The organism is Arthrobacter sp. YAF34 (genome assembly GCF_052113245.1).
In the GTDB taxonomy this organism is placed as follows: Bacteria; Actinomycetota; Actinomycetes; order Actinomycetales; family Micrococcaceae; genus Arthrobacter.
In genome coordinates, this window is record NZ_JBFRCV010000009.1 from 206425 (window position 1) to 226687 (window position 20263).

Annotated in this window: 20 protein-coding genes; 7 read left to right on the top strand and 13 right to left on the bottom strand. The window is 67.5% G+C overall.

Features of this window, described 5'->3' with window-relative positions; translation table 11 throughout:
- Positions 1-50 precede the first annotated feature (50 nt).
- The 7 genes from cmk to AB4Y72_RS13080 form a co-directional block, all read right to left on the bottom strand.
- Positions 51-839 (bottom strand): (d)CMP kinase, encoded by a 789-nt coding sequence (gene cmk, locus AB4Y72_RS13050; protein ID WP_441426572.1) that lies wholly within the window; start codon positions 837-839, stop codon positions 51-53.
- Positions 839-1945, bottom strand: a complete 1107-nt coding sequence (locus AB4Y72_RS13055; RefSeq protein WP_441426573.1) for a prephenate dehydrogenase — start codon at positions 1943-1945, stop codon at positions 839-841. Before AB4Y72_RS13055 ends, cmk begins: the two co-directional genes overlap by 1 nt.
- 2 nt (positions 1946-1947) lie before the next feature.
- Positions 1948-3186: a pseudouridine synthase gene (locus AB4Y72_RS13060; RefSeq protein ID WP_441426574.1), complete on the bottom strand. Its 1239-nt coding sequence runs from the start codon at positions 3184-3186 to the stop codon at positions 1948-1950.
- Between the two features lie 130 nt (positions 3187-3316).
- Positions 3317-3970, bottom strand: a complete 654-nt coding sequence (gene scpB, locus AB4Y72_RS13065) for an SMC-Scp complex subunit ScpB (protein ID WP_441426599.1) — start codon at positions 3968-3970, stop codon at positions 3317-3319.
- A gap of 41 nt (positions 3971-4011) precedes the next feature.
- Complete coding sequence (locus tag AB4Y72_RS13070) at positions 4012-4878, bottom strand: segregation and condensation protein A (protein WP_441426575.1); 867 nt, start codon at positions 4876-4878, stop codon at positions 4012-4014.
- 8 nt (positions 4879-4886) lie between these two features.
- On the bottom strand, positions 4887-5786 hold the full coding sequence (locus AB4Y72_RS13075; protein WP_441426576.1) for a ParA family protein: 900 nt from the start codon (positions 5784-5786) through the stop codon (positions 4887-4889).
- A 324-nt stretch (positions 5787-6110) separates the two neighbouring features.
- Positions 6111-7469, bottom strand: a complete 1359-nt coding sequence (locus tag AB4Y72_RS13080; RefSeq protein ID WP_441426577.1) for a cation:dicarboxylate symporter family transporter — start codon at positions 7467-7469, stop codon at positions 6111-6113.
- Positions 7470-7605: 136 nt separating this feature from the next.
- Between AB4Y72_RS13080 and AB4Y72_RS13085 the strand changes: the two genes are divergently transcribed.
- Both AB4Y72_RS13085 and AB4Y72_RS13090 read left to right on the top strand, forming a co-directional pair.
- A complete protein-coding gene (locus AB4Y72_RS13085) occupies positions 7606-9387 on the top strand; it encodes a sensor histidine kinase (protein ID WP_441426578.1) in 1782 nt (593 codons plus the stop codon).
- Positions 9384-10103 carry a response regulator gene (locus AB4Y72_RS13090; protein ID WP_441426579.1) on the top strand — a complete coding sequence of 240 codons (720 nt, stop codon included), beginning with the start codon at positions 9384-9386 and terminating at the stop codon, positions 10101-10103. Before AB4Y72_RS13085 ends, AB4Y72_RS13090 begins: the two co-directional genes overlap by 4 nt.
- Positions 10104-10289: 186 nt before the next feature.
- Here AB4Y72_RS13090 and AB4Y72_RS13095 read toward each other — a convergent pair whose 3' ends face one another.
- Entirely contained in the window at positions 10290-12200 is a 1911-nt protein-coding gene (locus tag AB4Y72_RS13095) for an AMP-binding protein (RefSeq protein WP_441426580.1), read from the bottom strand.
- Between the two features lie 187 nt (positions 12201-12387).
- Here AB4Y72_RS13095 and AB4Y72_RS13100 point away from each other — a divergent pair, with 187 nt between their 5' ends.
- The 4 genes from AB4Y72_RS13100 (at position 12388) to AB4Y72_RS13115 (ending at position 16663) form a co-directional block, all read left to right on the top strand.
- Positions 12388-13029: a GntR family transcriptional regulator gene (locus AB4Y72_RS13100; RefSeq protein ID WP_441426600.1), complete on the top strand. Its 642-nt coding sequence runs from the start codon at positions 12388-12390 to the stop codon at positions 13027-13029.
- 10 nt (positions 13030-13039) lie between these two features.
- Complete coding sequence (locus tag AB4Y72_RS13105) at positions 13040-14560, top strand: MmgE/PrpD family protein (protein ID WP_441426581.1); 1521 nt, start codon at positions 13040-13042, stop codon at positions 14558-14560.
- Positions 14560-15462: a methylisocitrate lyase gene (prpB, locus tag AB4Y72_RS13110; RefSeq protein WP_441426582.1), complete on the top strand. Its 903-nt coding sequence runs from the start codon at positions 14560-14562 to the stop codon at positions 15460-15462. The genes AB4Y72_RS13105 and prpB overlap by 1 nt, the downstream gene beginning before the upstream one ends.
- A 61-nt stretch (positions 15463-15523) precedes the next feature.
- Positions 15524-16663: a bifunctional 2-methylcitrate synthase/citrate synthase gene (locus tag AB4Y72_RS13115; protein WP_441426583.1), complete on the top strand. Its 1140-nt coding sequence runs from the start codon at positions 15524-15526 to the stop codon at positions 16661-16663.
- Between the two features lie 81 nt (positions 16664-16744).
- Here AB4Y72_RS13115 and AB4Y72_RS13120 read toward each other — a convergent pair whose 3' ends face one another.
- The 4 genes from AB4Y72_RS13120 to AB4Y72_RS13135 form a co-directional block, all read right to left on the bottom strand.
- Positions 16745-17665, bottom strand: a complete 921-nt coding sequence (locus tag AB4Y72_RS13120; RefSeq protein ID WP_441426584.1) for a hypothetical protein — start codon at positions 17663-17665, stop codon at positions 16745-16747.
- Between the two features lie 135 nt (positions 17666-17800).
- Positions 17801-18331 carry an 8-oxo-dGTP diphosphatase gene (locus AB4Y72_RS13125; protein ID WP_441426585.1) on the bottom strand — a complete coding sequence of 177 codons (531 nt, stop codon included), beginning with the start codon at positions 18329-18331 and terminating at the stop codon, positions 17801-17803.
- A 36-nt stretch (positions 18332-18367) separates the two neighbouring features.
- A complete protein-coding gene (locus tag AB4Y72_RS13130; protein WP_441426586.1) occupies positions 18368-18886 on the bottom strand; it encodes a hypothetical protein in 519 nt (172 codons plus the stop codon).
- Positions 18887-19009: 123 nt separating this feature from the next.
- Positions 19010-19207 (bottom strand): sigma factor-like helix-turn-helix DNA-binding protein, encoded by a 198-nt coding sequence (locus AB4Y72_RS13135; RefSeq protein WP_441426587.1) that lies wholly within the window; start codon positions 19205-19207, stop codon positions 19010-19012.
- 50 nt (positions 19208-19257) lie between these two features.
- Between AB4Y72_RS13135 and AB4Y72_RS13140 the strand changes: the two genes are divergently transcribed.
- The gene (locus AB4Y72_RS13140) at positions 19258-19566 is read left to right on the top strand and encodes a hypothetical protein (RefSeq protein WP_441426588.1); all 309 of its coding nucleotides are present in this window, start codon (positions 19258-19260) and stop codon (positions 19564-19566) included.
- A gap of 136 nt (positions 19567-19702) precedes the next feature.
- On the opposite strand, the gene AB4Y72_RS13145 is transcribed toward AB4Y72_RS13140, so the two are convergent.
- On the bottom strand, positions 19703-20263 hold a 561-nt coding region (locus tag AB4Y72_RS13145), incomplete at its 5' end, for an HNH endonuclease signature motif containing protein (RefSeq protein WP_441426589.1).

Consider the following 20263-nt stretch of genomic DNA (forward strand, 5'->3'; position numbering starts at 1 on the left):
TGGTCCAGCGGCCGGGATGCAACGCCGGCACCCGCTCCGGACTGCGCCCTTCAGTCACCGTGCGCGGCCCGGGGCTGGAGGGTGGGCTGCTTCGCCGCGGTCGGCTGCGGGCTGCCTTGCTGGCCAACCGTGTGGTTGATCACGGTGTCCACGATGTCGAGGGCGGCCTGAACTGTCTCGTCGAAGTCCAGCTCCGAGGAGTCGAGGGTGACGACGCCGTCCGCAGCCGTGGTGAAGTTCACCACGGTGGAGTCTTTGGCGTCGCGGTGGGTGACCTGGGCTGCCAGCTGCTCTGCGTTCTGGCTGCCGCCCAGCTGGATGCCGCGGCGGCGCAGCCGGGCCTCTTCACTGGCGGTCAGCAGCATCCGCACCTCGGCCCCGGGCACGACGACGGTGGTGATGTCCCGGCCCTCCACCACCATGCGGCGGTGGTGCTTTTCGATCAGTTCGCGCTGCCGGCGGATCAGTTCCGTGCGCGCGCCCAGGGCGGTGGCGACGGCGCTGACGGCCGCGGAAATGGCGGGCTCCCGGATGGCCAGCGTGACGTCGTTCCCGGCGACGCGGACATACTCATCCGCCGGGCTGGTGCTGATTTCCAGCGGGAACGCCTTGGACGCGGCCTCGATGGCGGCTGCGTCGTCCAGGTCCGTGCCGTTCTCCACGCAGAACCACGTCAGGGCGCGGTACATGGCGCCGGTGTCCAGGTAGGCCAGTTTCAGCCGGCGGGCCACTTCCTTGCTGACGCTGGACTTGCCCGAACCGGAAGGGCCGTCGATGGCGACGACGAGGCTTTTCCCGGGGCGGAGCACGTCCACCGTTTCGATGAGTTCTTGGGTCATTACTGGAGTACCCGCCATCCACGGTCGTTGAGCGCCTCTATCAAGAGGTCATGTTTGTTGGGCAGGACGGAAATTTCCACCATGCCTACGTTCTGTCCCGACGAGTGATCGAGGCGGAGGTCTTCGACGTTGACGCCGATTTCGCCGATCTCGGTCAGGAGCTTCGCGATCTGCCCCGGTGTGTCATCCACCAGGACCGTCAGCCACGCGTAGGCCTGCGGGGGTCCGCCGTGCTTGCCCGGAATCCGGGACTGGCCGGCGTTGCCTTCGCTGATCAGCTGGGCGAGGTCCAGCCTCGCGCCGGGAGCGGTCGGGGCTTCCAGGGTGCCGATCAGCCGGTTGAGGTCCTCGCGGACGCCGTGCAGGATCTCCACGACCTTGTCCGCGTTCGCGCCCAGGATCTGGACCCAGAGCGTGGGATCACTCGCGGCGATGCGGGTTACGTCCCGCAGCCCGTTGCCCGCCAGGGACAGCGCATGCGGGGGCGTGCCCTGCAGGCGGCTGGCCACCAGCGAGGACATCACCTGAGGCAGGTGCGAGACCAGCGCCACGGCCTCGTCGTGTTCGTCGGCGGCGAACTCGGACACGACGGCGCCGAGGTCACCGGCCAGCGCACGCGCCACCCGGAGGGACTCGGGAAGAGTCTCGTCCGCCGGACACACCACCCACGGCATGGACGTGAACAGCTCGCCGCGGGCGGCCACGGGGCCGGATTTCTCGCGCCCGGCCATCGGATGGGTTCCCACGTATCGGCCCAGGTCGGCGCCGCGGCTGCGCAGATCGGCCAGGATGGCTGTTTTCACGCTCGCGATGTCCACCACGACGGCGGCAGGGTAATCCTGCAGCGCTTTGGCAACGACGTCCGCCGTGACGTCCGGCGGCGCAGCCACGACGACGAGCTCCGGCTCGCCTTCGAGGCGCGCCAGGGGCAGGCCGGCGCCGATGTCGACCGCGACGGCCTGGTTGGTCGGCGAGGGGTCCGAGAGGAACACCGCCACTCCGCGCCCCCGGAGCCCCAGCCCGATGCTGGTGCCCAGGAGCCCGGAGCCCACAATGACCACGGGCCCGTTCAAGTGGCCGCGGCCGTGCGTGCGAAAGGCGGACATGGTTACAGGCCCACGGATGCCAGCAGGTGGCCGACTTCCTGCTTGCCGAGGTTGCGGATGCTGCCCTGGCGCTGGTCGCCCAGTCCGATGGGACCAACCTTGACGCGAACCAGGCGCAGCACGGGGAACCCGACAGCGTCGAACAAGCGCCGGACGATCCGGTTCTTGCCCGAGTGCAGCACGACCTCGATCAGCACGTGGCCGGGAGTCGAGTCGACGAGCTTGAAGGAATCCACCGAGGCGATCCCGTCCTCGAGTTCGACGCCGGCCTTGAGTTCGGCGCCAACGCCCTGCGGGAACGGCCCGCGGACCTGCACGAGGTAGGTCTTGGGGACTTCGTAGGACGGGTGGGTCAGACGGTTGGCGAGCTCGCCGTCGTTCGTCAGGAGCAGCAGCCCCTCCGTGGCGACATCGAGACGGCCCACGTGGAAGAGGCGTTCGCCGTGGTGGTTGCGGACAAAGTCGCTGATGCACGGGCGGCCGTCCGGGTCCTCCATGGTGGAGACGACGCCCTTGGGCTTGTTGAAGACCATGTAGACCATGTTTTCGTCCAGCTGGATGCGCAGGCCGTCGACGTGGATCACGGCCGTCTTCGGGTCGACGCGCACACCGAGCTCGGTGACAACCTGGCCGTCGACCTCGACGCGGCCTTCGGCGATCATTTCCTCGCAGACGCGCCGTGAGGCGACGCCGGCCGAGGCCATGACCTTCTGCAGGCGAATGCCGTCGGCGTCGTGCAGCTCAGACTGCGGCACCTCGCGGCGCGGTCCGCGGTTACGGGCGGGCTTGCGCACCGGTCCGAGGTTCTGGCCGAAGCGTTCGCTGCCGAAGGCGCGGGGACCGGCGAACTTGGCGGCGCCGGTGCGCGGCTTGGGCTTGAGGGCGCCGGGCGTGCCGGGGGCCTTGCCGAAGCCGGGCTTGCGGGCGGCCGCCTTGCGGGCAGCTTCCTTGCCGGAGGGCGCCTTGGACTTCCAGTCGCCCGAAGCCGGGCGGCCCGTTGACGGCGCGCCGTCGGGACCCTGAAGGTCCGGATCGATGAAAGCCTCTTCGCGCGGCTTGGGGTGCTTGAAGGGGCGGTCTCCGCCGCCCTTGTAGCCGGCGCCGCCCTGGGCGCCGCGGCTGCCGCCCTGCGCGCCACGGCCTGAACCGCTTTGCGCCGGGTTTTTCCCGGCATAGTTTTGTCCGGCGCTGTTGCGTCCCGAACCGTTACGTGGTGAACCCTGGCGTCCCGCCTGTGTCATGACCCGTCCTTACGTTGGTGGCCTGCGGCCGCTGTCTCCCGACAACACCCGCCGGCCGGGCAACTTGTTCTGCCCGGTGGATACTCGTGCGCAGACGTTGTGCCTGCACAGATTCTGCATTAAATACTGCCTACATTGTTCCCGCGTCGTAAAATTCCTCGATGCCTTCCAGACCTGGAAGGTGGGGGGAAAGCTGCGGCAATTCAGCCACCGAGCCGATCCCCATCCGCTCAAGGAAATACGATGTCGTGCGGTAGAGGATTGCACCGGATTCGGGATCAGTTCCCGAGTCCTCGATCAGCCCCCGCTGCGTCAGCGTCCGCACGACAGAGTCAACATTGACTCCTCGAATTGCAGACACCCGCGCCCTCGAAACGGGCTGGCGGTAAGCGATGACGGCGAGCGTTTCGAGCGCCGCCTGCGTCAGCCTGGCTGTCTGTCCCTCCAGCACGAACCCGCCCACAATCTCGGCAAACTCCGCGCGTGAATAGATACGCCAGCCTCCGGCGATATTCCGCAATTCAAAACCCCGGGGGGCGGCATTGTTGCCGTTGAAACTGGCGACGTCCGCATCCGGGGCATTAACAGTATAGCCGTTATACTCCCGCTGCAGTTCAGCCAGGTGGGACTCGACGACGTCGACCGTCAGGTTCAGCCCCGCTGCCAGGGCCGCGGCGGTGGCAGGTTCGTCGATCACCATCAGCACGGCCTCGAGGGCCGCGCGGGCGCCGCCGGGCAACCCGGAGACGTCCGGTGCGGTGTCCTCGCCGGCAGGTGCCGCCAGGCCGGGCTCAGCGCCGGTCTGCGCGTCAGGCCATGGGTCGTTCACGGCTGGTCCTCATATTCTTCACTCAGGTTGTCGGAGCTCCACTCAGGAGTATCGGCCGTCCAGCGCACGGTCAAGTCCCCCAGCGGCAACAGCTGGTCAAAGCCGACGGCGCGGTCGCGGAACAGCTCAAGCAGGGCCAGGAACCGCGCCACCACCACCTGGGTGGACTCGGCGTCGGCGATCAGCGCCCGGAACGTCAGCGGCAGACCCAGCCGCAACCGGCTTCCCAGCAGTTCGGCCTGTTCCTTGACGCTCACCGGCGCGGAGTGCAAGTGCGCCAGTCCCACTTCCGTGGGGGCCGCCTCCTTGGGTTTGAGCGCCTTCTCGGCCAGGGATGCGAATTGCTCCGGGGTATGCCGCCAGAGCAATTCCGGAAGCAGGGCCGCGAAGTGCCCCTCCAGGGCAACCTGCCGTGGATACCGCCGCGCTTCGTGCCCGAGCGTGGAACCGATCATCCCGGCCACGTGCTTGAACGCCTTGTACTGCAGCAGCCGGGCGAACAGGAGGTCGCGGGCTTCGAGCAGGGCAATGTCCTCGTCGTCCTCTACCTCGCCGGCGGGCAGCAGCCGGGCGGCCTTAAGGTCCAGGAGCGTCGCCGCAATCACGAGGAATTCGCTGGCCTCGTCCAGGGCCCACTCCTCCCCCAGCTGCTGCAGGCCCCGGATGTACTTGATGAATTCGTCAGTGACCGTTGACAGGGCCACCTCGGTGATGTCCAGCTGATGCTTGGAGATGAGGCCGAGCAGGAGGTCGAACGGGCCGGTGAAGTTGGCCAGCCGCACTTCGAATGCGGGTTTCTTTCCGGCCCGGGCTGCGGGATCCGCAGGTGCGTCGAGCTCCACCGGCGGGGAGGCGGCTGCCACGCTCCTGCCTAGGGCGCGCCGCCGCGCGAAATCAGCTCTTTGGCCAGTCGGCGGTACGCGTCGGCACCGACGTGGTTGCCCGCGTAGGTGGTGATGGGTTCGGCGGCCACCGTGGCGTCTGCAAACTTGATGGAGCGCTTGATCACGGTCTCGAAGACCTTGTCGCCGAAGGCCTCCACCAGGCGGGCGATGACCTCCCGGCCGTGCAGGGTCCGGGCGTCGTACATCGTGGCGAGGACGCCGTCCACCTGCAGCCGCGGGTTGAGGCGGTCCTGGACTTTGTCGATGGTTTCGACCAGGAGCGCCACGGCCCGGAGGGCGAAGAATTCACAGATCAACGGGATGATGACGCCGTGTGCGGCGGTCAGGGCGTTGACCGTAAGCAGGCCGAGGGAAGGCTGGCAGTCGATCAGGACGACGTCGTAGTCGTCTTCGACCTTCTTCAGCGCCCGGTCCAGGACTTGCTCGCGGGCCACCTCGTTGACCAGCTGCACCTCGGCGGCGGAGAGGTCGATGTTGGCCGGCAGCAGGTCCACGTTCTCCACGCCGGTCTTCTGGATGGCGTCGCGGATGTCCACCTTGCGGTCCATCAGCACGTTGTACACGGTGAGGTCGAGCTCGTGCGGGTTGGTGCCGAGGCCGGCGGACAGGGCGCCCTGCGGATCGAAGTCGACCAAAAGCACGCGGCGGCCGTATTCGGCCAGGGCTGCGGCGAGGTTGATGGTGGACGTGGTCTTACCCACCCCGCCCTTCTGGTTCACCATGGCGATGACCCGTGCAGGACCATGGGAGGACAGCGGCGCAGGCTCCGGAAAGTCGTGATGGGGCCGCCCGGTGGGGCCCATGACGGCGTCTTCCAGATCGAGTTCGGTGCCTTCCAGAGTTGCTGAACCCTGTTCGCTGCTCACGTATCTATCCACACTTTCGATGACGGTGATTGTCGTGCCTGGTGTTGCTCCCGCTGGGCTCCGGAGCCGAGCGTGTTTCCTCCCAAGGTTACAGCGCCCGACACGGTATTCGGCGGACCTTGACAACCTCCGTCATCTGAGCCTTGACCTTCCGGTAGAAGTCGAAGGTTGAGGCCGGCGAGGGAATGGATGCCGCAGACCGGGGTGTTGGGGGGCACTGCCGTGCCCGGCAAAAGACTGCCCGGCACAAGACTGCCCGGGCGCTGGCGGGCGTCCGGGCAGTCTTCCGTGGTCTTCGGTGGTTCTCGGGGCAGGCGGGCCCGTTTATGCGTAGGCGGGGGCGGCCGGTGCCGGTTCGGCTTGCGGCTCCCGGGCCGGGCTGTGGGCGGCGAGCATGGTCTCCTCGTCGAACGGCTCAGCGCCGGCGAGCACACGGTCCACCCGGCCGCCGTCGATCTCCTTGACCCAGGTGCCGATCAGCACCGTGGCCACGGCGTTGCCGGTGAAGTTGGTCAGGGCGCGCGCTTCCGACATGAAGCGGTCGATCCCGACGATCATCCCTACGCCGCCCAGGAGCTGCGGCGCGTGCGACTGGAGTCCGGCGGCCAGGGTTGCGAGTCCGGCACCGGTGACGCCGGCGGCACCCTTGGAGGCGATGATCATGAAGATCAGCAGGGAAATCTGGGCGCCCAGGTCCAGCGGCGTGCCCATGGCGTTGGCGACGAAGAGCGAGGCCATGGTCAGGTAGATGGCCGTGCCGTCGAGGTTGAAGGAGTAGCCGGTGGGGACCGTCACGCCCACGACGGGCTTGGACACGCCGAGGTGTTCCATCTTCGCGATCAGGCGCGGCAGCGCCGCTTCGGAGGAGGAGGTGGAGAAGATCAGCAGGTATTCGCGGGCCAGGTAGTTCATGAGCCGGAAGATGCTGACGCCGGAGACCACCTTGAGCAGGCCGCCGAGGATCACGACGATGAACAGGGCGCAGGTGATGTAGAAGGCGGCCATCAGGGTGAACATGCTGAAGATGGCCTGCACGCCGGTGGCACCGACGACGGCGGCAATCGCACCGAAGGCGCCGACGGGGGCCAGCCACATGATCATGATGAGGATGCGGAACACCAGGGCCTGTCCGTAACCGACGGCCTTGAGGATCGGGGTTCCCTGCGGGCCCATCTTCTGCAGGGCGAAGCCGACCAGGATCGCGGCGAGGAGTGTCGGCAGGACGGGAATGTCGCCCGGGATGATGCCAAGCAGGAAATCGACGGTGCTGTCGGCAGCCGCCTTCTTGTTCGGATCGTAGGGGGCCAGGTTGAGGCCCTCCCCCGGATGGATCAGGTTACCGACGACCAGGCCCATGGCCAGGGCGAAGGTGGACATCACCATGAAGTAGATGAGGGCCAGGCCGCCGACCTTGCCGACGGTGGCTGCCTTGGCGATGGAGCCGATGCCCAGGACGATGGTGCAGAAGATCACCGGCCCGATCATCATCTTGATGAGTTTGATGAACCCGTCGCCCAGCGGTTTGAGGGACTTGCCGAGCTCGGGGAAGAGCAGCCCGACGAGGGCGCCTGCGATCACGGCAACGATGACTGCGATGTAAAGGTAGTGGGACTTGTCCAGCCCCTTGCGCTTCTTGACCGGCGCCACGGCCGGTGCCGCTGACTCTCCTCGTTGAGAGGCCATGGTGTTCTCCTTGGATAGGCTGGACATTGATGCGGCCGAGGGCCCCATCAATGTCCGTTCTTGTGTGTACCCCCATCATTGATGACGGGGTGACGCGCATCACCCTTGCGTTCATATTGGTCATGGAAAGGTGTTGATGATCCACCGCTGGAGCATCGCCCGCAGGCTGTTTGTGGCCCAGCTGCTGTTCATGGTGGCCCTGACCGCCATTGTCGGCACGGCCGCGTTCGTGGACGCTCGCGACCGCGCCTATGACGAGGCCGGCCGCCGGATGGCGGGCATTGCCACCGCCGTAGCCGACGCTCCCTTTGTGCTGCAGGCGGCGAGCGCCGCCGACCCGTCGCCCCTGCTCCAGCCCTATGCCCTGAAGATCACGAAGGATGCCGGCGCGGACTTCATCACGATCATGGCCCCGGACCGGACGCGGTGGACCCATCCCCGCAACGAGGAACTGGGCAAGCCGTACATCGGCTCGATCAATGAGGCCCTCAACGGACAGGTGTTTACGGAGGTCGTGGCCGGCACTCTCGGCCCGTCGGTGCGCACCATCGCCCCGGTCAAGGACGCGAACGGAAAAGTACGCGCCCTCGTGGCCGCGGGCGTCACGGTCAGGACCGTGGATGTCGCGGTCTCCGGCAGGCTGCCGGCGCTGCTGGCTATCGCCCTGACGCTCCTGGCGGCCGGCTGGGCGGCATCCTGGCTCCTGGGCAGGTACCTGCGCCGGGTGACCCGGGGCTGGGGACCCGAGGAACTGGGCCAGCTATTCGCCTACTACGAATCGGTCCTGCATTCGGTGCGCGAGGGCGTGATCCTCATCGACCCCAAGGGCAACGTGGTGATGTACAACGACCAGGCCGCCGAACTCCTGGGGTTGCCGAAGCAGTCCTCGGACGGCGGACCGGCTGCCGGCACGGAAGCCCCGGGCGCCACGGCAGGCAGGCGCCGGAACGCACCGTCCCTTGCAGCGTTGCCGCTGCCACCCAGCCTCAAGGAACTCTTCGAATCCGGGCGGACCGCGCTCGATGAGATTCATCTGACCGGTTCCCGGATCCTGGTGGTCAACCAGGGCCCGGCGGTGGGGCCTCCCTCTGCCGGAACCCGCCAGCGGGGAGCGGCTTCCGCCCCCGCCGCCGGCACTCCCGCCGACAGCACTCGCGCCGGCACTTCCGTCCGGGGCGCTCCTGTCTATGGCACTCCTGTCTATGGCACGGTGGCCACCATCAGGGACCGCACCGAAATCGAATCGCTCGGCAGCGAACTGGAAACCATGCGCACGCTTTCGGACGCTCTGCGCGCCCAGACCCATGAACACGCCAACCGGCTCCACACGATCGTCTCGCTCATGGAACTGGGCCGGGCACCAGAGGCGCTGGACTTCGCCACCAAGGATCTGGAACTAAGCCAACGGCTGACGGACGACCTCGTCCGCTCCATTGAGGAGCCGGTACTCGGCGCCCTGATCATGGGCAAGGCCGCCGAAGCCCATGAGCGCGGCGTCGAACTGAGCCTGAACACGTCAGGCTCCACGGCCGTGACGGGTCTGGCCGTGCAGGACCTCGTGGCGATCCTCGGGAACCTGCTGGACAACGCGATCGACGCAGCGGCCGAGGCGCCGCCGCCGCGGCTCGTGGAGCTGACCGTCGAGACCACAGGGTCCGCCCTCGAGATCACGGTGGAGGACAGCGGCCCCGGCATCGACCCGGGGGCCGTGGAGGACGTGTTCCGCCACGGCTTCAGCACGAAGGCCCCGGGCCCGTTCGGGCGGGGCCTGGGACTGGCCCTGGTCCGCCAGGCGGTGCAGCGCTTGGGCGGTACCATGACAATCACGAGCCCGGCCGGGGCACTGTTCCGTGTCACACTGCCGGTCACACCACTGCCGGTCACAACACTGCCCGTCACACCAGAGGAACAGCCATGAGCGACATCCGGGTGCTCGTCGTCGAGGACGAGCCCATCGCCGCCGCGGCGCACGCCGCGTACATCGGCAGGCTTGAGGGTTTCACCTTGGCCGGCTCCGCCCCCGACGGGCAGTCCGCGCTTCGCCTCCTTTCGGAATTCTCCGCAGCAGGCAATCCGGTGGAGCTGGTCCTGCTGGACATGAACCTTCCGGACCTGCACGGCCTGGACATCGCACGCCGCATGCGGGCGGCCGGACTCTTCGCCGACATCATCGCCATCACCGCCGTGCGGGAACTGAACATCGTCCGCAGCGCGGTGTCCACCGGCGTCGTCCAATACCTGATCAAGCCGTTCACGTATGCCACGTTCGCGGACAAGCTCGCCAGCTATCGGCAGTTCCGCGAGCAGCTGGCGTCTCCCCGGACCGGACCGGCGGGAGCCGGCGCCTCGCAAAGGGACGTGGATCAGGCATTCGCAAGCCTGCGGGCCCCCTCCGAAGTGTCGCTGCCCAAGGGCCTGGCGGAGTCCACCCTGGAATCCGTCCAGGACTTCATCAAACGGCAGGCGGGGGCGGTGTCGGCCACCGAGGTCATGACGGCCCTCGGCATGTCCCGGGTCACGGCCCGGCGCTACCTCGAGCACCTCGCCGACGCCGGAACAGTCTCCCGCGCGGCGCGCTACGGCACGCCCGGGCGGCCGGAGAACGAATACCGCTGGAACCGGCCGCCGTCGTAAACTCCGGCCCCAGATGCGGGCCGCACTCCCCCGCCACCGACCCGCACGGCGTCACGCAACGCAGAGTTTCGGGACGGACCCAGCGCACCGCCGGCGGACTCACGGCGTCGCGACCGGCACCGGGATCCAAAAGCCTGCCGTGCGTGACGCCGCGGCTGACCCTGCCGGCCGGTCAGGCGGACCCGGTCACTCCGTGGCGGTGGGGCGAAGGGTTCCGAGCAGCCGGTCGATCACGCCGGCGTCCTCGATCGTGGACGGCACCACGTAGTTCTCGCCGTCGGCGATCTGGCGCATGGTCTTGCGCAGGATCTTGCCGGACCGCGTCTTGGGCAGGGCCTCCACGACCGTGACGTGCTTGAAGTCCGCCACGGCGCCGATGTCGCGCCGGACCAAGGCGACCAGGTCCTTGACCAGGATGTCCTCGGGCACGTCCACCCCGGATTTGAGGACCACGTACCCGCTGGGACGCTGGCCCTTGAGCGGGTCGGCGAGGCCAATCACGGCGCATTCGGCGACGGCCGGATGCTGGCCGATCACCTGTTCCATGGCGCCGGTGGAGAGCCGGTGTCCAGCGACGTTGATGATGTCGTCGGTGCGGCCCATGACGAAGACGTAGCCGTCGCCGTCCCGGTAGCCGGAGTCTCCGGTGGCGTAGTAGCCTTCGAACGCCTGCAGGTACGAGGAAATGTAGCGTTCGTCGTTGCGCCAGAGCGTTGTCAGGGTACCGGGCGGCAGCGGCAGGCCTAGGACGATGTTGCCCTCGGTGCCGGCCTCGACCTCCTCGCCCGCTCCGTCCACGATGGTGAGCCGGAACCCGGGCATCGGGACGCTGGGCGAGCCTGCCTTGATCGGCAGCCCGTCGAGGCCACGGGGGTTGGCACAGATGGCCCAGCCTGTCTCGGTCTGCCACCAGTGGTCAACCACCGGGACACCCAGGACCCGGGAAGCCCAGTGGAAGGTGTCGGTGTCCAGCCGCTCGCCGGCCGCGAACAGCGTCCGCAGGCTGGAGACGTCGTTCTTGCCGAGCAGTTCCGCCTCGGGGTCGGCTTTCCGGATGGCACGCAGCGCGGTGGGAGCCGTGAACAAGACGTTGACCTTGTGGTCCTGGATCACCCGCCAGAACGCGCCGGCGTCGGGAGTCCCCACGGGTTTGCCTTCGTACAGCACCGTGGTGGCGCCAGCCAGCAGCGGCCCGTACACGATGTAGGAGTGCCCCACCACCCAGCCGACGTCCGAGGCGGTCCACATGACGTCTCCGGGCGCGACGTCGTAGATGTTTTCCATGGTCCATTTCAGGGCCACGGCATGGCCGCCGTTGTCCCGCACCACGCCCTTCGGCGAGCCGGTGGTGCCCGAGGTGTAAAGGATGTACAGCGGATCCGTGGCCTTGACGTCCACCGGCGCTGCGGGCTCCGCGGAGGCCATCTCGGCGTCCCAGTCGAGCCATCCGGGGTGTTCGGCCGCCATGGAGGCCACCGTCGAGGCGAAGCCGTCCCTGGCCTTGACCAGCACGGGGGTGTCCGGGGCACCGGCGATGCCGAGGGCCTCAGCGACGGCGGGCAGGTATTCAATCCGGCGGGACGGCTCGATGCCGCCGGACGCGGTCACTACCGCGGCGGGAGCGGCGTCCCGGATGCGGGCGGCGAGCTCCTTGGGGGCAAAGCCGCCGAAGACCACGGAGTGCACGGCGCCGAGCCGGGCGGTGGCCAACATCGCGATCGCGGCCTCGGGGATCATCGGCATGTAGATCACTACGCGGTCACCCCGGCCGACACCGGCCCGGCGCAGCACCCCGGCGAACCGGGCCACGAGCTCCGTGAGTTCGGCATAGCTGAAGCGTTGCTGAACGCCCAGCATCGCGGAGTCGTAAATCAGGGCGTCCTGCGCGCCCCGGCCCTCGGCCACATGCCGGTCAAGGGCGTTGTAGCACGTGTTCAGGACGCCGTCGGGAAACCAGTCGTAGAGCGGCGCCCGGCTGGCATCGAGGGCCTGGCGGGGCGGGGCGGACCAGGAGATTCCGCGTGCGGCCTCCAGCCAAAATTCTGCGGGCTGTTCCAGGCTACGTTCGTAGGTGGGCCGGTAGCTCTTGCTGACCATGACATGCATCCTGTCCACGACGGTGTGATGCCCCCATGGTAGACCGCGGCCGACCGCAACGACAAGGCCTCTGTATACACAAGTGCCCCTTTTCTGCACTGAAGCCGCGCGGTGCTGGGCAAGGCGCCCCTGCGTGTATACACTGATTGATAGTTACCACTACCGGGCCGCCATCGAAGGAGGCAGCATGCGCGCCAGTGACAAGGCCTACAGGGCCTTGCGCGACGACATCATCGAGTGGCGCCTGCTGCCCGGAACAGTTCTTGCCGAAGTTGAACAGTCGGAGCGTCTGGGCATCTCCCGCACTCCGCTGCGGGAGGCACTGAGCCGGCTCACGGCCGAGGGACTGACGACGACGGCGGGCGGACGCGGCGTCGTCGTGACCGACATTTCCCTCGACGACATCGATGAATTGTTCGAACTCCGCGAAACCCTCGAAGGGAAGGCCGCCGCCCTGGCCGCCGAGCGCGGCGACCCGGCGACCTTCGAGGCGCTCCGGTGCGAGCTGCTCCGGGCCCCGGAACTGATCGGCGGGCAGGAGCCGGCCCTGCACGACTACTACGAGCTGGTGGGGCGGCTCGATACGGCCATCGACGCCGCGATCTCCAACGCGTACCTCGTTCAGGCCATGCGCAGCCTTCGCGTCCACCTCGTACGCGTCCGGCGCCTCGCCGCCGACGACGCCGCCCGGCTCACCGCCGCCGCCGCCGAGCACGCGGCCATCGCCGAGGCGATCGCCGCCGGCAACCCGCGACTGGCCGAGGCCGCCACCACACTTCACCTGCACCGCAGCCTTTCCCACGTCAAAGCCACGCATACACCTCACTAGAAGGAGCACCATGGTCAAGGAACACCACGTCCGCGTTTACAAGAGCGAGGAAAACCTGCCCCGCGAGGACCAGCTCGCCTACAAGATCGCCAAAGTTGCCGCGGATCCTGTGGACGTCACCGCTGAGGTCACCGACATGGTGATCAACCGCGTTATCGACAACGCCTCCGTGGCGATCGCCTCGCTGAACCGCGCCCCGATCGTCGCCGCCCGCGCCCAGGCCCTCACCCACGGCCCCACCACCGGCGGCAAGGGCTCGAAGGTCTTCGGCATCGAGGAGCGGGTCTCCCCCGAATGGGCCGCCTGGGCCAACGGCGTCGCGGTCCGCGAGCTCGACTACCACGACACCTTCCTCGCCGCGGACTACTCCCACCCGGGGGACAACATTCCCCCGATCCTCGCCGTCGCCCAGCACGTCGGCGCCAGCGGCCAGGACCTGGTCCGCGGGATCGCCACCGGCTACGAAATCCAGGTCAACCTGGTCAAGGCCATCTGCCTGCACAAGCACAAGATCGACCACGTGGCGCACCTCGGCCCGTCCGCGGCCGCCGGCATCGGCACCCTGCTGGGTCTCGACGTCGAGACGATCTTCCAGTCCGTCGGCCAGGCCCTGCACACCACCACCGCCACCCGGCAGTCCCGCAAGGGCGAAATCTCGACCTGGAAGGCCCACGCCCCGGCGTTCGCCGGCAAGATGGCGGTCGAATCCGCGGACCGCGCCATGCGCGGCCAGACCTCCCCCGTGCCGATCTACGAGGGCGAAGACGGCGTGATCGCGTGGATGCTGGACGGCCCCGAAGCTTCCTACATGGTGCCGCTGCCTGAGGCCGGCGAGGCCAAGCGCGCCATCTTGGATACCTACACCAAGGAGCACTCGGCCGAGTACCAGGCACAGGCGTGGATCGACCTGGCCCGGAAGCTGCACGGCGAACACCCCGAGGTCACGGACCCCGCCAACGTCGAATCCGTGCTGATCAAGACGAGCCACCACACGCACTACGTGATCGGCTCCGGCGCCAACGACCCGCAGAAGTACAGCCCCACGGCCAGCCGCGAAACCCTGGACCACTCCATCCCGTACATCTTCACCGTCGCCCTGCAGGACGGCGCCTGGCACCACGTCGATTCCTACGCCCCGGAACGCGCCGGCCGCCCGGACACCGTGGAGTTGTGGCACAAGGTCACCACGGTGGAGGATCCCGAGTGGACCCGGCGGTACCACTCCCTGGACATCGCCGAGAAGGCGTTCGGCGGCACCGTGGTGATCACACTGAAGGACGGCACCGTCATCACCGAGTCGATCGCCGTCGCCGACGCGCACCCGCTGGGCGCCCGGCCGTTCGCGCGCGAGCAGTACATCAACAAATTCCGCACCCTCGCCGCCGGCCTCGTGGCGGACGAGGAAATCGAGCGGTTCCTCGCCGCGGCTGCCCGGCTCCCCGAGCTCGCGGCCGGCGAGCTGGACCAGCTGAACATCCAGGCCGCCGACGGCGTGATCGACCTCGCCGCAGCACCGAAGGGACTCTTCTAATGCTGTATTCGAAGACCACGCCGGAGCAGAAGCGGATCCGGTTCCGCGAGCTCCTGGCCTCCGGCACCATCCAGCAATTCCCGGGCGCGTTCAACCCGCTCTCCGCGCGGCTGATCGAGGAAAAGGGCTTCGCCGGGGTGTACATCTCCGGCGCCGTCCTGGCCAACGACCTCGGCCTGCCCGACATCGGGCTGACCACACTGACCGAGGTGGCCACCAGAGCCGGGCAGATCGCCCGGATGACCGATCTGCCGTCGATTGTGGACGCTGACACAGGCTTCGGCGAACCGATGAACGTGGCCCGCAGCATCCAGGAACTTGAGAACGCCGGCCTGGCCGGCTGCCATATCGAGGACCAGTTCAACCCGAAGCGCTGCGGCCACCTCGACGGCAAGAATGTGGTGGACCTCGAGACCGCCACGAAGCGGATCCGTGCGGCGGCGGACGCCCGGCGCGACCCGAACTTCCTGATCATGGCCCGGACCGATATCCGGGCAACGGACGGTCTCCAGGCCGCCCAGGACCGGGCCAGGGCGCTAGTGGAGGCCGGCGCGGACGCGATCTTCCCCGAGGCGATGAAGGACCTGAGCGAGTTCCAGGCGATCCGCGACGCCGTCGACGTCCCCATCCTGGCCAACATGACCGAATTCGGCCAGAGTGCCCTGTTCACGGTGGATGAGCTCGCCGGCGTCGGGGTCAATATAGTGATCTATCCGGTGACGCTGCTCCGTAGTGCCATGGGGGCTGCGGAGCGTACTCTGGAATCGATTAAGGCCGACGGAACTCAAGAGGCACAGGTCGGGAGCATGCTGACCCGTGCGCGTTTGTACGATCTCGTTGATTATGAGGCTTACAACCGCTTTGACACCGGAGTCTTTAATTTCCAGATCCCAGGTCAGTAAGCCCCGCATGGAACCCCCGGCACGTGCCGGTATACAGGCGTTAGGAAAAAGGAGTTTCAGCATGGCTGAACAGGACATTAAGAAGGGCCTCGCCGGCGTCGTGGTGGACTACACCGCGGTATCAAAGGTCAACCCGGACACCAACTCGCTGCTCTACCGCGGCTATCCCGTCCAGGAGCTGGCCGCCAAGTGCAGTTTCGAGGAAGTCGCTTACCTGCTCTGGAACGGCGAGCTGCCCACCGCGGAGCAGTTGGCAGAGTTCACGGCACGCGAACGCGCCGGCCGCGCGATCGACCCGGTGGTCAAACAGGTTGTCGACGCGTTGCCCACCACCTCCCACCCGATGGATGTCTGCCGGACTGCGGCCTCCGTCATGGGCGCACGGCACCCGCTCGCCGAGGACTCCTCGCGGGAGGCCAACATGGCCAAGGCGATTGACCTGTTCGCGGCCATGCCGGCAATCGTGGCCTACGACCAGCGACGCCGGCACGGCCAGGAAGCCGTGCCGCCCCGCGATGACCTGGGCTACTCGGCGAACTTCCTCTGGATGGCGTTTGGCGAGGAACCGGTACAGGAGGTCGTGGAGGCGTTTAACGTCTCGATGATCCTCTACGCCGAACACTCGTTCAACGCCTCGACCTTCACGGCCCGGGTCATCACGTCCACCCTCTCGGACCTGCACTCGGCTGTGACCGGGGCGATCGGTGCGCTCAAGGGACCGCTGCACGGCGGCGCGAACGAGGCCGTCATGCACACGTTCGACGAGATCGGCATCCGGCAGGAGGAATCGCTCGAGGAGGCCCACACACGGGCCAAGGCCTGGATGGAAGACGCCCTGGCCCACAAGAAGAAGGTCATGGGCTTCGGCCACCGTGTCTACAAGCACGGCGACTCGCGGGTTCCCACAATGAAGGCCGCCCTGGACAAGATGATCGCGCACTACGGCCGACCGGAGCTGCTGGGCCTCTACAACGGCCTGGAAACGGCGATGGACGAGGCCAAGGCGATCAAGCCAAACCTTGACTACCCGGCCGGGCCGACCTACCACCTCATGGGCTTTGACACCCCCACCTTCACCCCGCTGTTCGTCGCCAGCCGCATCACCGGCTGGACGGCGCACATCATGGAGCAGCTGGAATCGAACTCCCTGATCCGCCCGCTGAGCGAGTACAACGGCGTGGAGGAACGGCACCTGCCGTAGTAGCTGCCAGCAACAAACTCGGGCCGTCCACCTTGGGAAAGGTGGACGGCCCGCGCTTGTTTGCTGCCTGGTCGTGGCCTGCTAGTCCTCGTTGAATTTCAGCGAGGTGATCATGCGCTTAGCGTTCAGGTATTCCGGGGTCTGCATATAGGCCCGGGCCGCGTCCATGGAGGGGAACGTCTTGGCTCCCCTGCGCTTGGGGTCGTCCTCCCTGCTTCCGACGTTGACCTGGAAGGCATCGGCGAAGGAGTAGAGCGGCGACTCGGGCGGCCCGGTGACGACGTTGTAGAACATGCAGGTGGTGCCGTTGCGCCCGGCCGGGGTATCCGTCAGTCCGAACGACGCCGTAACGTGGCCCGCTTCCTGGAGGGCACGGAAGGCGAACCTCGGCGTGACAGAGCCCTTTGCAGCCTGGTGCGGGAGGTTGACCTCAACGGAGTCAAGCACCGCGTAGGGAACCTCGCCTTGGCACGCGCCGCCGATTCCCCCGGAGGGACCGAAGTTTAAGGACGCCACCACCACTCCGGCTTCGTCGGCAACGTCAACAGCGATGCCCTCGTAACCAGGAGCCCCGGCCGCTGCCTCGGAGGCACGCCAGGTGGCCGGGTAGTCGAAACTGACCTTCGCATTGGCGCTGGTAAAGGTCCGCCAGGCCCCGGCGGAAGGCGCCGGAGTCGCCGGATCGGCCGTTGGGGAGGTCGACGCGGAAGCGGACGGCGAAGGCGACTCTGCCGTCGGTGACGCGGCCGCGGACGTCGCAACGATCGACGTCGTGGGGGCAGCGGACTCGGACGGCGCCAGCGCTGAGGCCGTCGAGGCCGCTGCGGGGGCCGGGTTCGCGGGCCCCATGTTTCCGGCTACGGCAACGCCACCGGCCACGGCCGCAACGGCGAGGGCGACGAGTGCGGCCGCCCACGGCCAGCGCCGGCGTGCCCCGCTGCCCGTAGACGGCCGGTCGCCCGAAGGATCCCCGCCCGGAAGGTCGTAATTGTTTGCGTTCATGCCGTGCCCCCAGTATGGCCCGAGTGCCGCTCGCCGGTGTGCGATGGACGTGCGTGGATTGCCGCGGCTCGATGTTCCAAACCATAGGTTACTGGCCAGGCCGCGGCATTCCCGGTATTCCTGGCATTCCCGCCATCACGATTTCGACTCGCGGAAGTCAGCGGCGCGGAAGCCGCGCCCACTTCGGCGTCGAGGGATCCGGACCGACGCCACGGTCTCGTTGTCCTCGTTGAGGACCACGACGACGTCGATCGTTTCGCCTGCCAGCGCCGGGGGCAGCCAGTGCCCCGCATCCTGCCACATCCGCTCCAGCGGAAGCGATGCGGCTGCGAACCATTCGGGGGTGATTTCCGGGCTCTCGGCGGGTTCACCTTCCCATCGCCGGGTGGTGAAGAGCCGGCACGACATGTTCCAGTCGGGCCGCGCGGGAAAGATGAACTCGACGACGCCGGCGTGGGCCAGGTCCTCTTGGAGCACCACGATGCCGGCCTCTTCCCAGACCTCGCGGACCACGGCCTCGGCGTCGCTCTCCCCCGGCTCCACGTGGCCGCCGATGCCAACGATCTTGCCGAAGCCGAAGCCGGTCCTTTTCAGGCCAAGCAGTACCTCGGTGCCTGTCTCTGCGTCACGGAGCGGGAAGCAGAGAGTGACTGGGGTGAGGTTCATGTGTTCCACCTTAATAGCTGCCGCCTCACGCCGGACCTACTGGGCTGCCGGCCGGTCGCCCACCAGCTGGGGCCGGAGTTTGACCGGAATCCCCCTTGCCGCGAATTCCTTGTCCATCGCCTGCTGCGCAGTGAGTCCCTGATTGTTCGTCGCCTGGAACTCCCAGTTGAAGACGTAGGCCCACTCCTGCCGGACATCGCAGAGGAAACGGCCGTTCTGCAGCTTGGCAATCTTGTACCAGCCATTGCCGCCGTCGAGCTTGGGCGCCCGGATGCCTTCATCGGAAATTGAGTAGGCGAGCCATCCGTCGGCACAGCCCAGCACCGTGTAATAGTGCCGTTCGGCGGCGGGTTCCGCCTTGATCGCCCGTACCTGGTCGTTGAATTGCTGGTCGACGTTGGCCATGGCCACGCGACGCCGCCGGTGCTCAAGGCTGCGGCCGCGGTTGTTGCCGGAGCGGGCGTCGCCGGCGCGGAAGAGGCCGTTGGGGTGCCTGAGGAACTCGGAGTAGGCCCGGCGCACAGTATTGCGCGGCGCCGGAGCGCGCCCCGCCATCCGGACTACGTTCGGATCCCGCGGAAAAGACAATCGAGCGGGCGGACTCGCTTCCCGGTGCTGTGCCCAGCGCGCCGACCCGCGGTTTAGCGTCCTTCATGAGCTGTTCGATGCGGTCCATGGCTAGTCCTTCCGTTCGGGCATGAGATGGGCCGGTGCGGCTTTCGCGAATGCCCGGCGTGCCCGGTGCAGTCGCACCGCAGCGGCGGAAGAAGAACATCCCAAAGTCTGGGCAAGTTCAGCGGTGGTCAGCTCGTCCCAGTAGCTGAGCATGAGGACCTCGCGGTCCCGCTCCCGGAGCCGGGCCAGGACGTCCGCCACGGCGCCGCGATCCTCATTCTCGGGCTCGGGCCCGGGGCCGGGGCCGGGGCATGGTTGCGGGCCTCGTCCTGCAGCCGTTCAACGAGTTCCTGGCGGCGGCGACGGCGTTTGAACTCATTGCCCAGCACGTTCCGGGCGGTTGCCGGCAGCCAGCCGATGCCGGGGGGCTCCGTCAACTGTTTTTCCCAGGCGATCCGGAAAAGGTCCGCAGCCAGTTCCTCGGCACGGTGCTGGTCACTGATTCGGTAGGCAATGTAGCGGTATACCCCCGTGGAGTGCTGAGTGTGCAGATCAATGAACGCTTGCTCTTTGGCAGCCAACATGGTGCTTCCCCCGAACATCGGATGACTTCTTCCTGAAGACCAAGTGTCCCGGTCAGGGTTTTTTCTTACACCCGCGGCCAAAGAATATTTACCGGAGCGAGGAAGCTGGCCGGATGTCCTAATAGGCATCTCTTGCGCGGGCCAGCTCTCCCCGGCTTACAACAGTGATCGATCAGACCGGTTGGAGCGGGCACTCTTCCAACGAGGTGTCCAGCGCCGCTAGCCCGTCCGGGCCGCCGGCGTCAGCGGCGGGGAATGGGTGGCCTGCGGTGAAGTGGTGCCAGTTGGGGAAGGGGTCCGGCGGCAGGGGCAGGTCGGGATGAGGTCCGGGATCCGCGGGCGGCGGCTCCGGTTCGCCGTCGTGTCCCGGGTCTGCGGGCCGTCCTGGGTCCGGGTCGGTGTCCGGTTCCGTGAGGAGATCGGGCCAGTGGGGTGGTTCCCAGTCCTGGTGTTCGCTGCGGTAGTGCCGCCCGGAGGGTGAAATCCAGCCGGGCGGGTGGTTCTTGCTGGCTCCGGTGGGTGTCCAGGCGGAGGAGTGTTTGAGCCTGTGGTGTTTGCGGCAGGGCTGGGCGAGGTTGGTGATTCCGGTGGTGCCGCCGTCGGCCCAGGCCAGGAGGTGGTCCGCGTCGTTGTCCAGGGAGGGGTTGTTGCAGCCGGGGAACGGGCATCGGCCGTCGCGGAGCCGGAGCCACTGCCGCAGGGCTGTGGTGAGGCGGTAGCGGGTCCGGCCGAT

Excerpts from the sequence above, each read along its gene's own strand:
- cmk (WP_441426572.1), bottom strand. The coding sequence starts at position 839 with ATGACCCAAGAACTCATCGAAACGGTGGACGTGCTCCGCCCCGGGAAA.
- AB4Y72_RS13055 (WP_441426573.1), bottom strand. The coding sequence starts at position 1,945 with ATGTCCGCCTTTCGCACGCACGGCCGCGGCCACTTGAACGGGCCCGTG.
- AB4Y72_RS13060 (WP_441426574.1), bottom strand. The coding sequence starts at position 3,186 with ATGACACAGGCGGGACGCCAGGGTTCACCACGTAACGGTTCGGGACGC.
- AB4Y72_RS13080 (WP_441426577.1), bottom strand. The coding sequence starts at position 7,469 with ATGGCCTCTCAACGAGGAGAGTCAGCGGCACCGGCCGTGGCGCCGGTC.
- AB4Y72_RS13085 (WP_441426578.1), top strand. The coding sequence starts at position 7,606 with ATGATCCACCGCTGGAGCATCGCCCGCAGGCTGTTTGTGGCCCAGCTG.
- AB4Y72_RS13090 (WP_441426579.1), top strand. The coding sequence starts at position 9,384 with ATGAGCGACATCCGGGTGCTCGTCGTCGAGGACGAGCCCATCGCCGCC.
- AB4Y72_RS13095 (WP_441426580.1), bottom strand. The coding sequence starts at position 12,200 with ATGGTCAGCAAGAGCTACCGGCCCACCTACGAACGTAGCCTGGAACAG.
- AB4Y72_RS13100 (WP_441426600.1), top strand. The coding sequence starts at position 12,388 with ATGCGCGCCAGTGACAAGGCCTACAGGGCCTTGCGCGACGACATCATC.
- AB4Y72_RS13105 (WP_441426581.1), top strand. The coding sequence starts at position 13,040 with ATGGTCAAGGAACACCACGTCCGCGTTTACAAGAGCGAGGAAAACCTG.
- prpB (WP_441426582.1), top strand. The coding sequence starts at position 14,560 with ATGCTGTATTCGAAGACCACGCCGGAGCAGAAGCGGATCCGGTTCCGC.
- AB4Y72_RS13115 (WP_441426583.1), top strand. The coding sequence starts at position 15,524 with ATGGCTGAACAGGACATTAAGAAGGGCCTCGCCGGCGTCGTGGTGGAC.
- AB4Y72_RS13120 (WP_441426584.1), bottom strand. The coding sequence starts at position 17,665 with ATGAACGCAAACAATTACGACCTTCCGGGCGGGGATCCTTCGGGCGAC.
- AB4Y72_RS13125 (WP_441426585.1), bottom strand. The coding sequence starts at position 18,331 with ATGAACCTCACCCCAGTCACTCTCTGCTTCCCGCTCCGTGACGCAGAG.
- AB4Y72_RS13130 (WP_441426586.1), bottom strand. The coding sequence starts at position 18,886 with ATGGCGGGGCGCGCTCCGGCGCCGCGCAATACTGTGCGCCGGGCCTAC.
- AB4Y72_RS13140 (WP_441426588.1), top strand. The coding sequence starts at position 19,258 with ATGGTTGCGGGCCTCGTCCTGCAGCCGTTCAACGAGTTCCTGGCGGCG.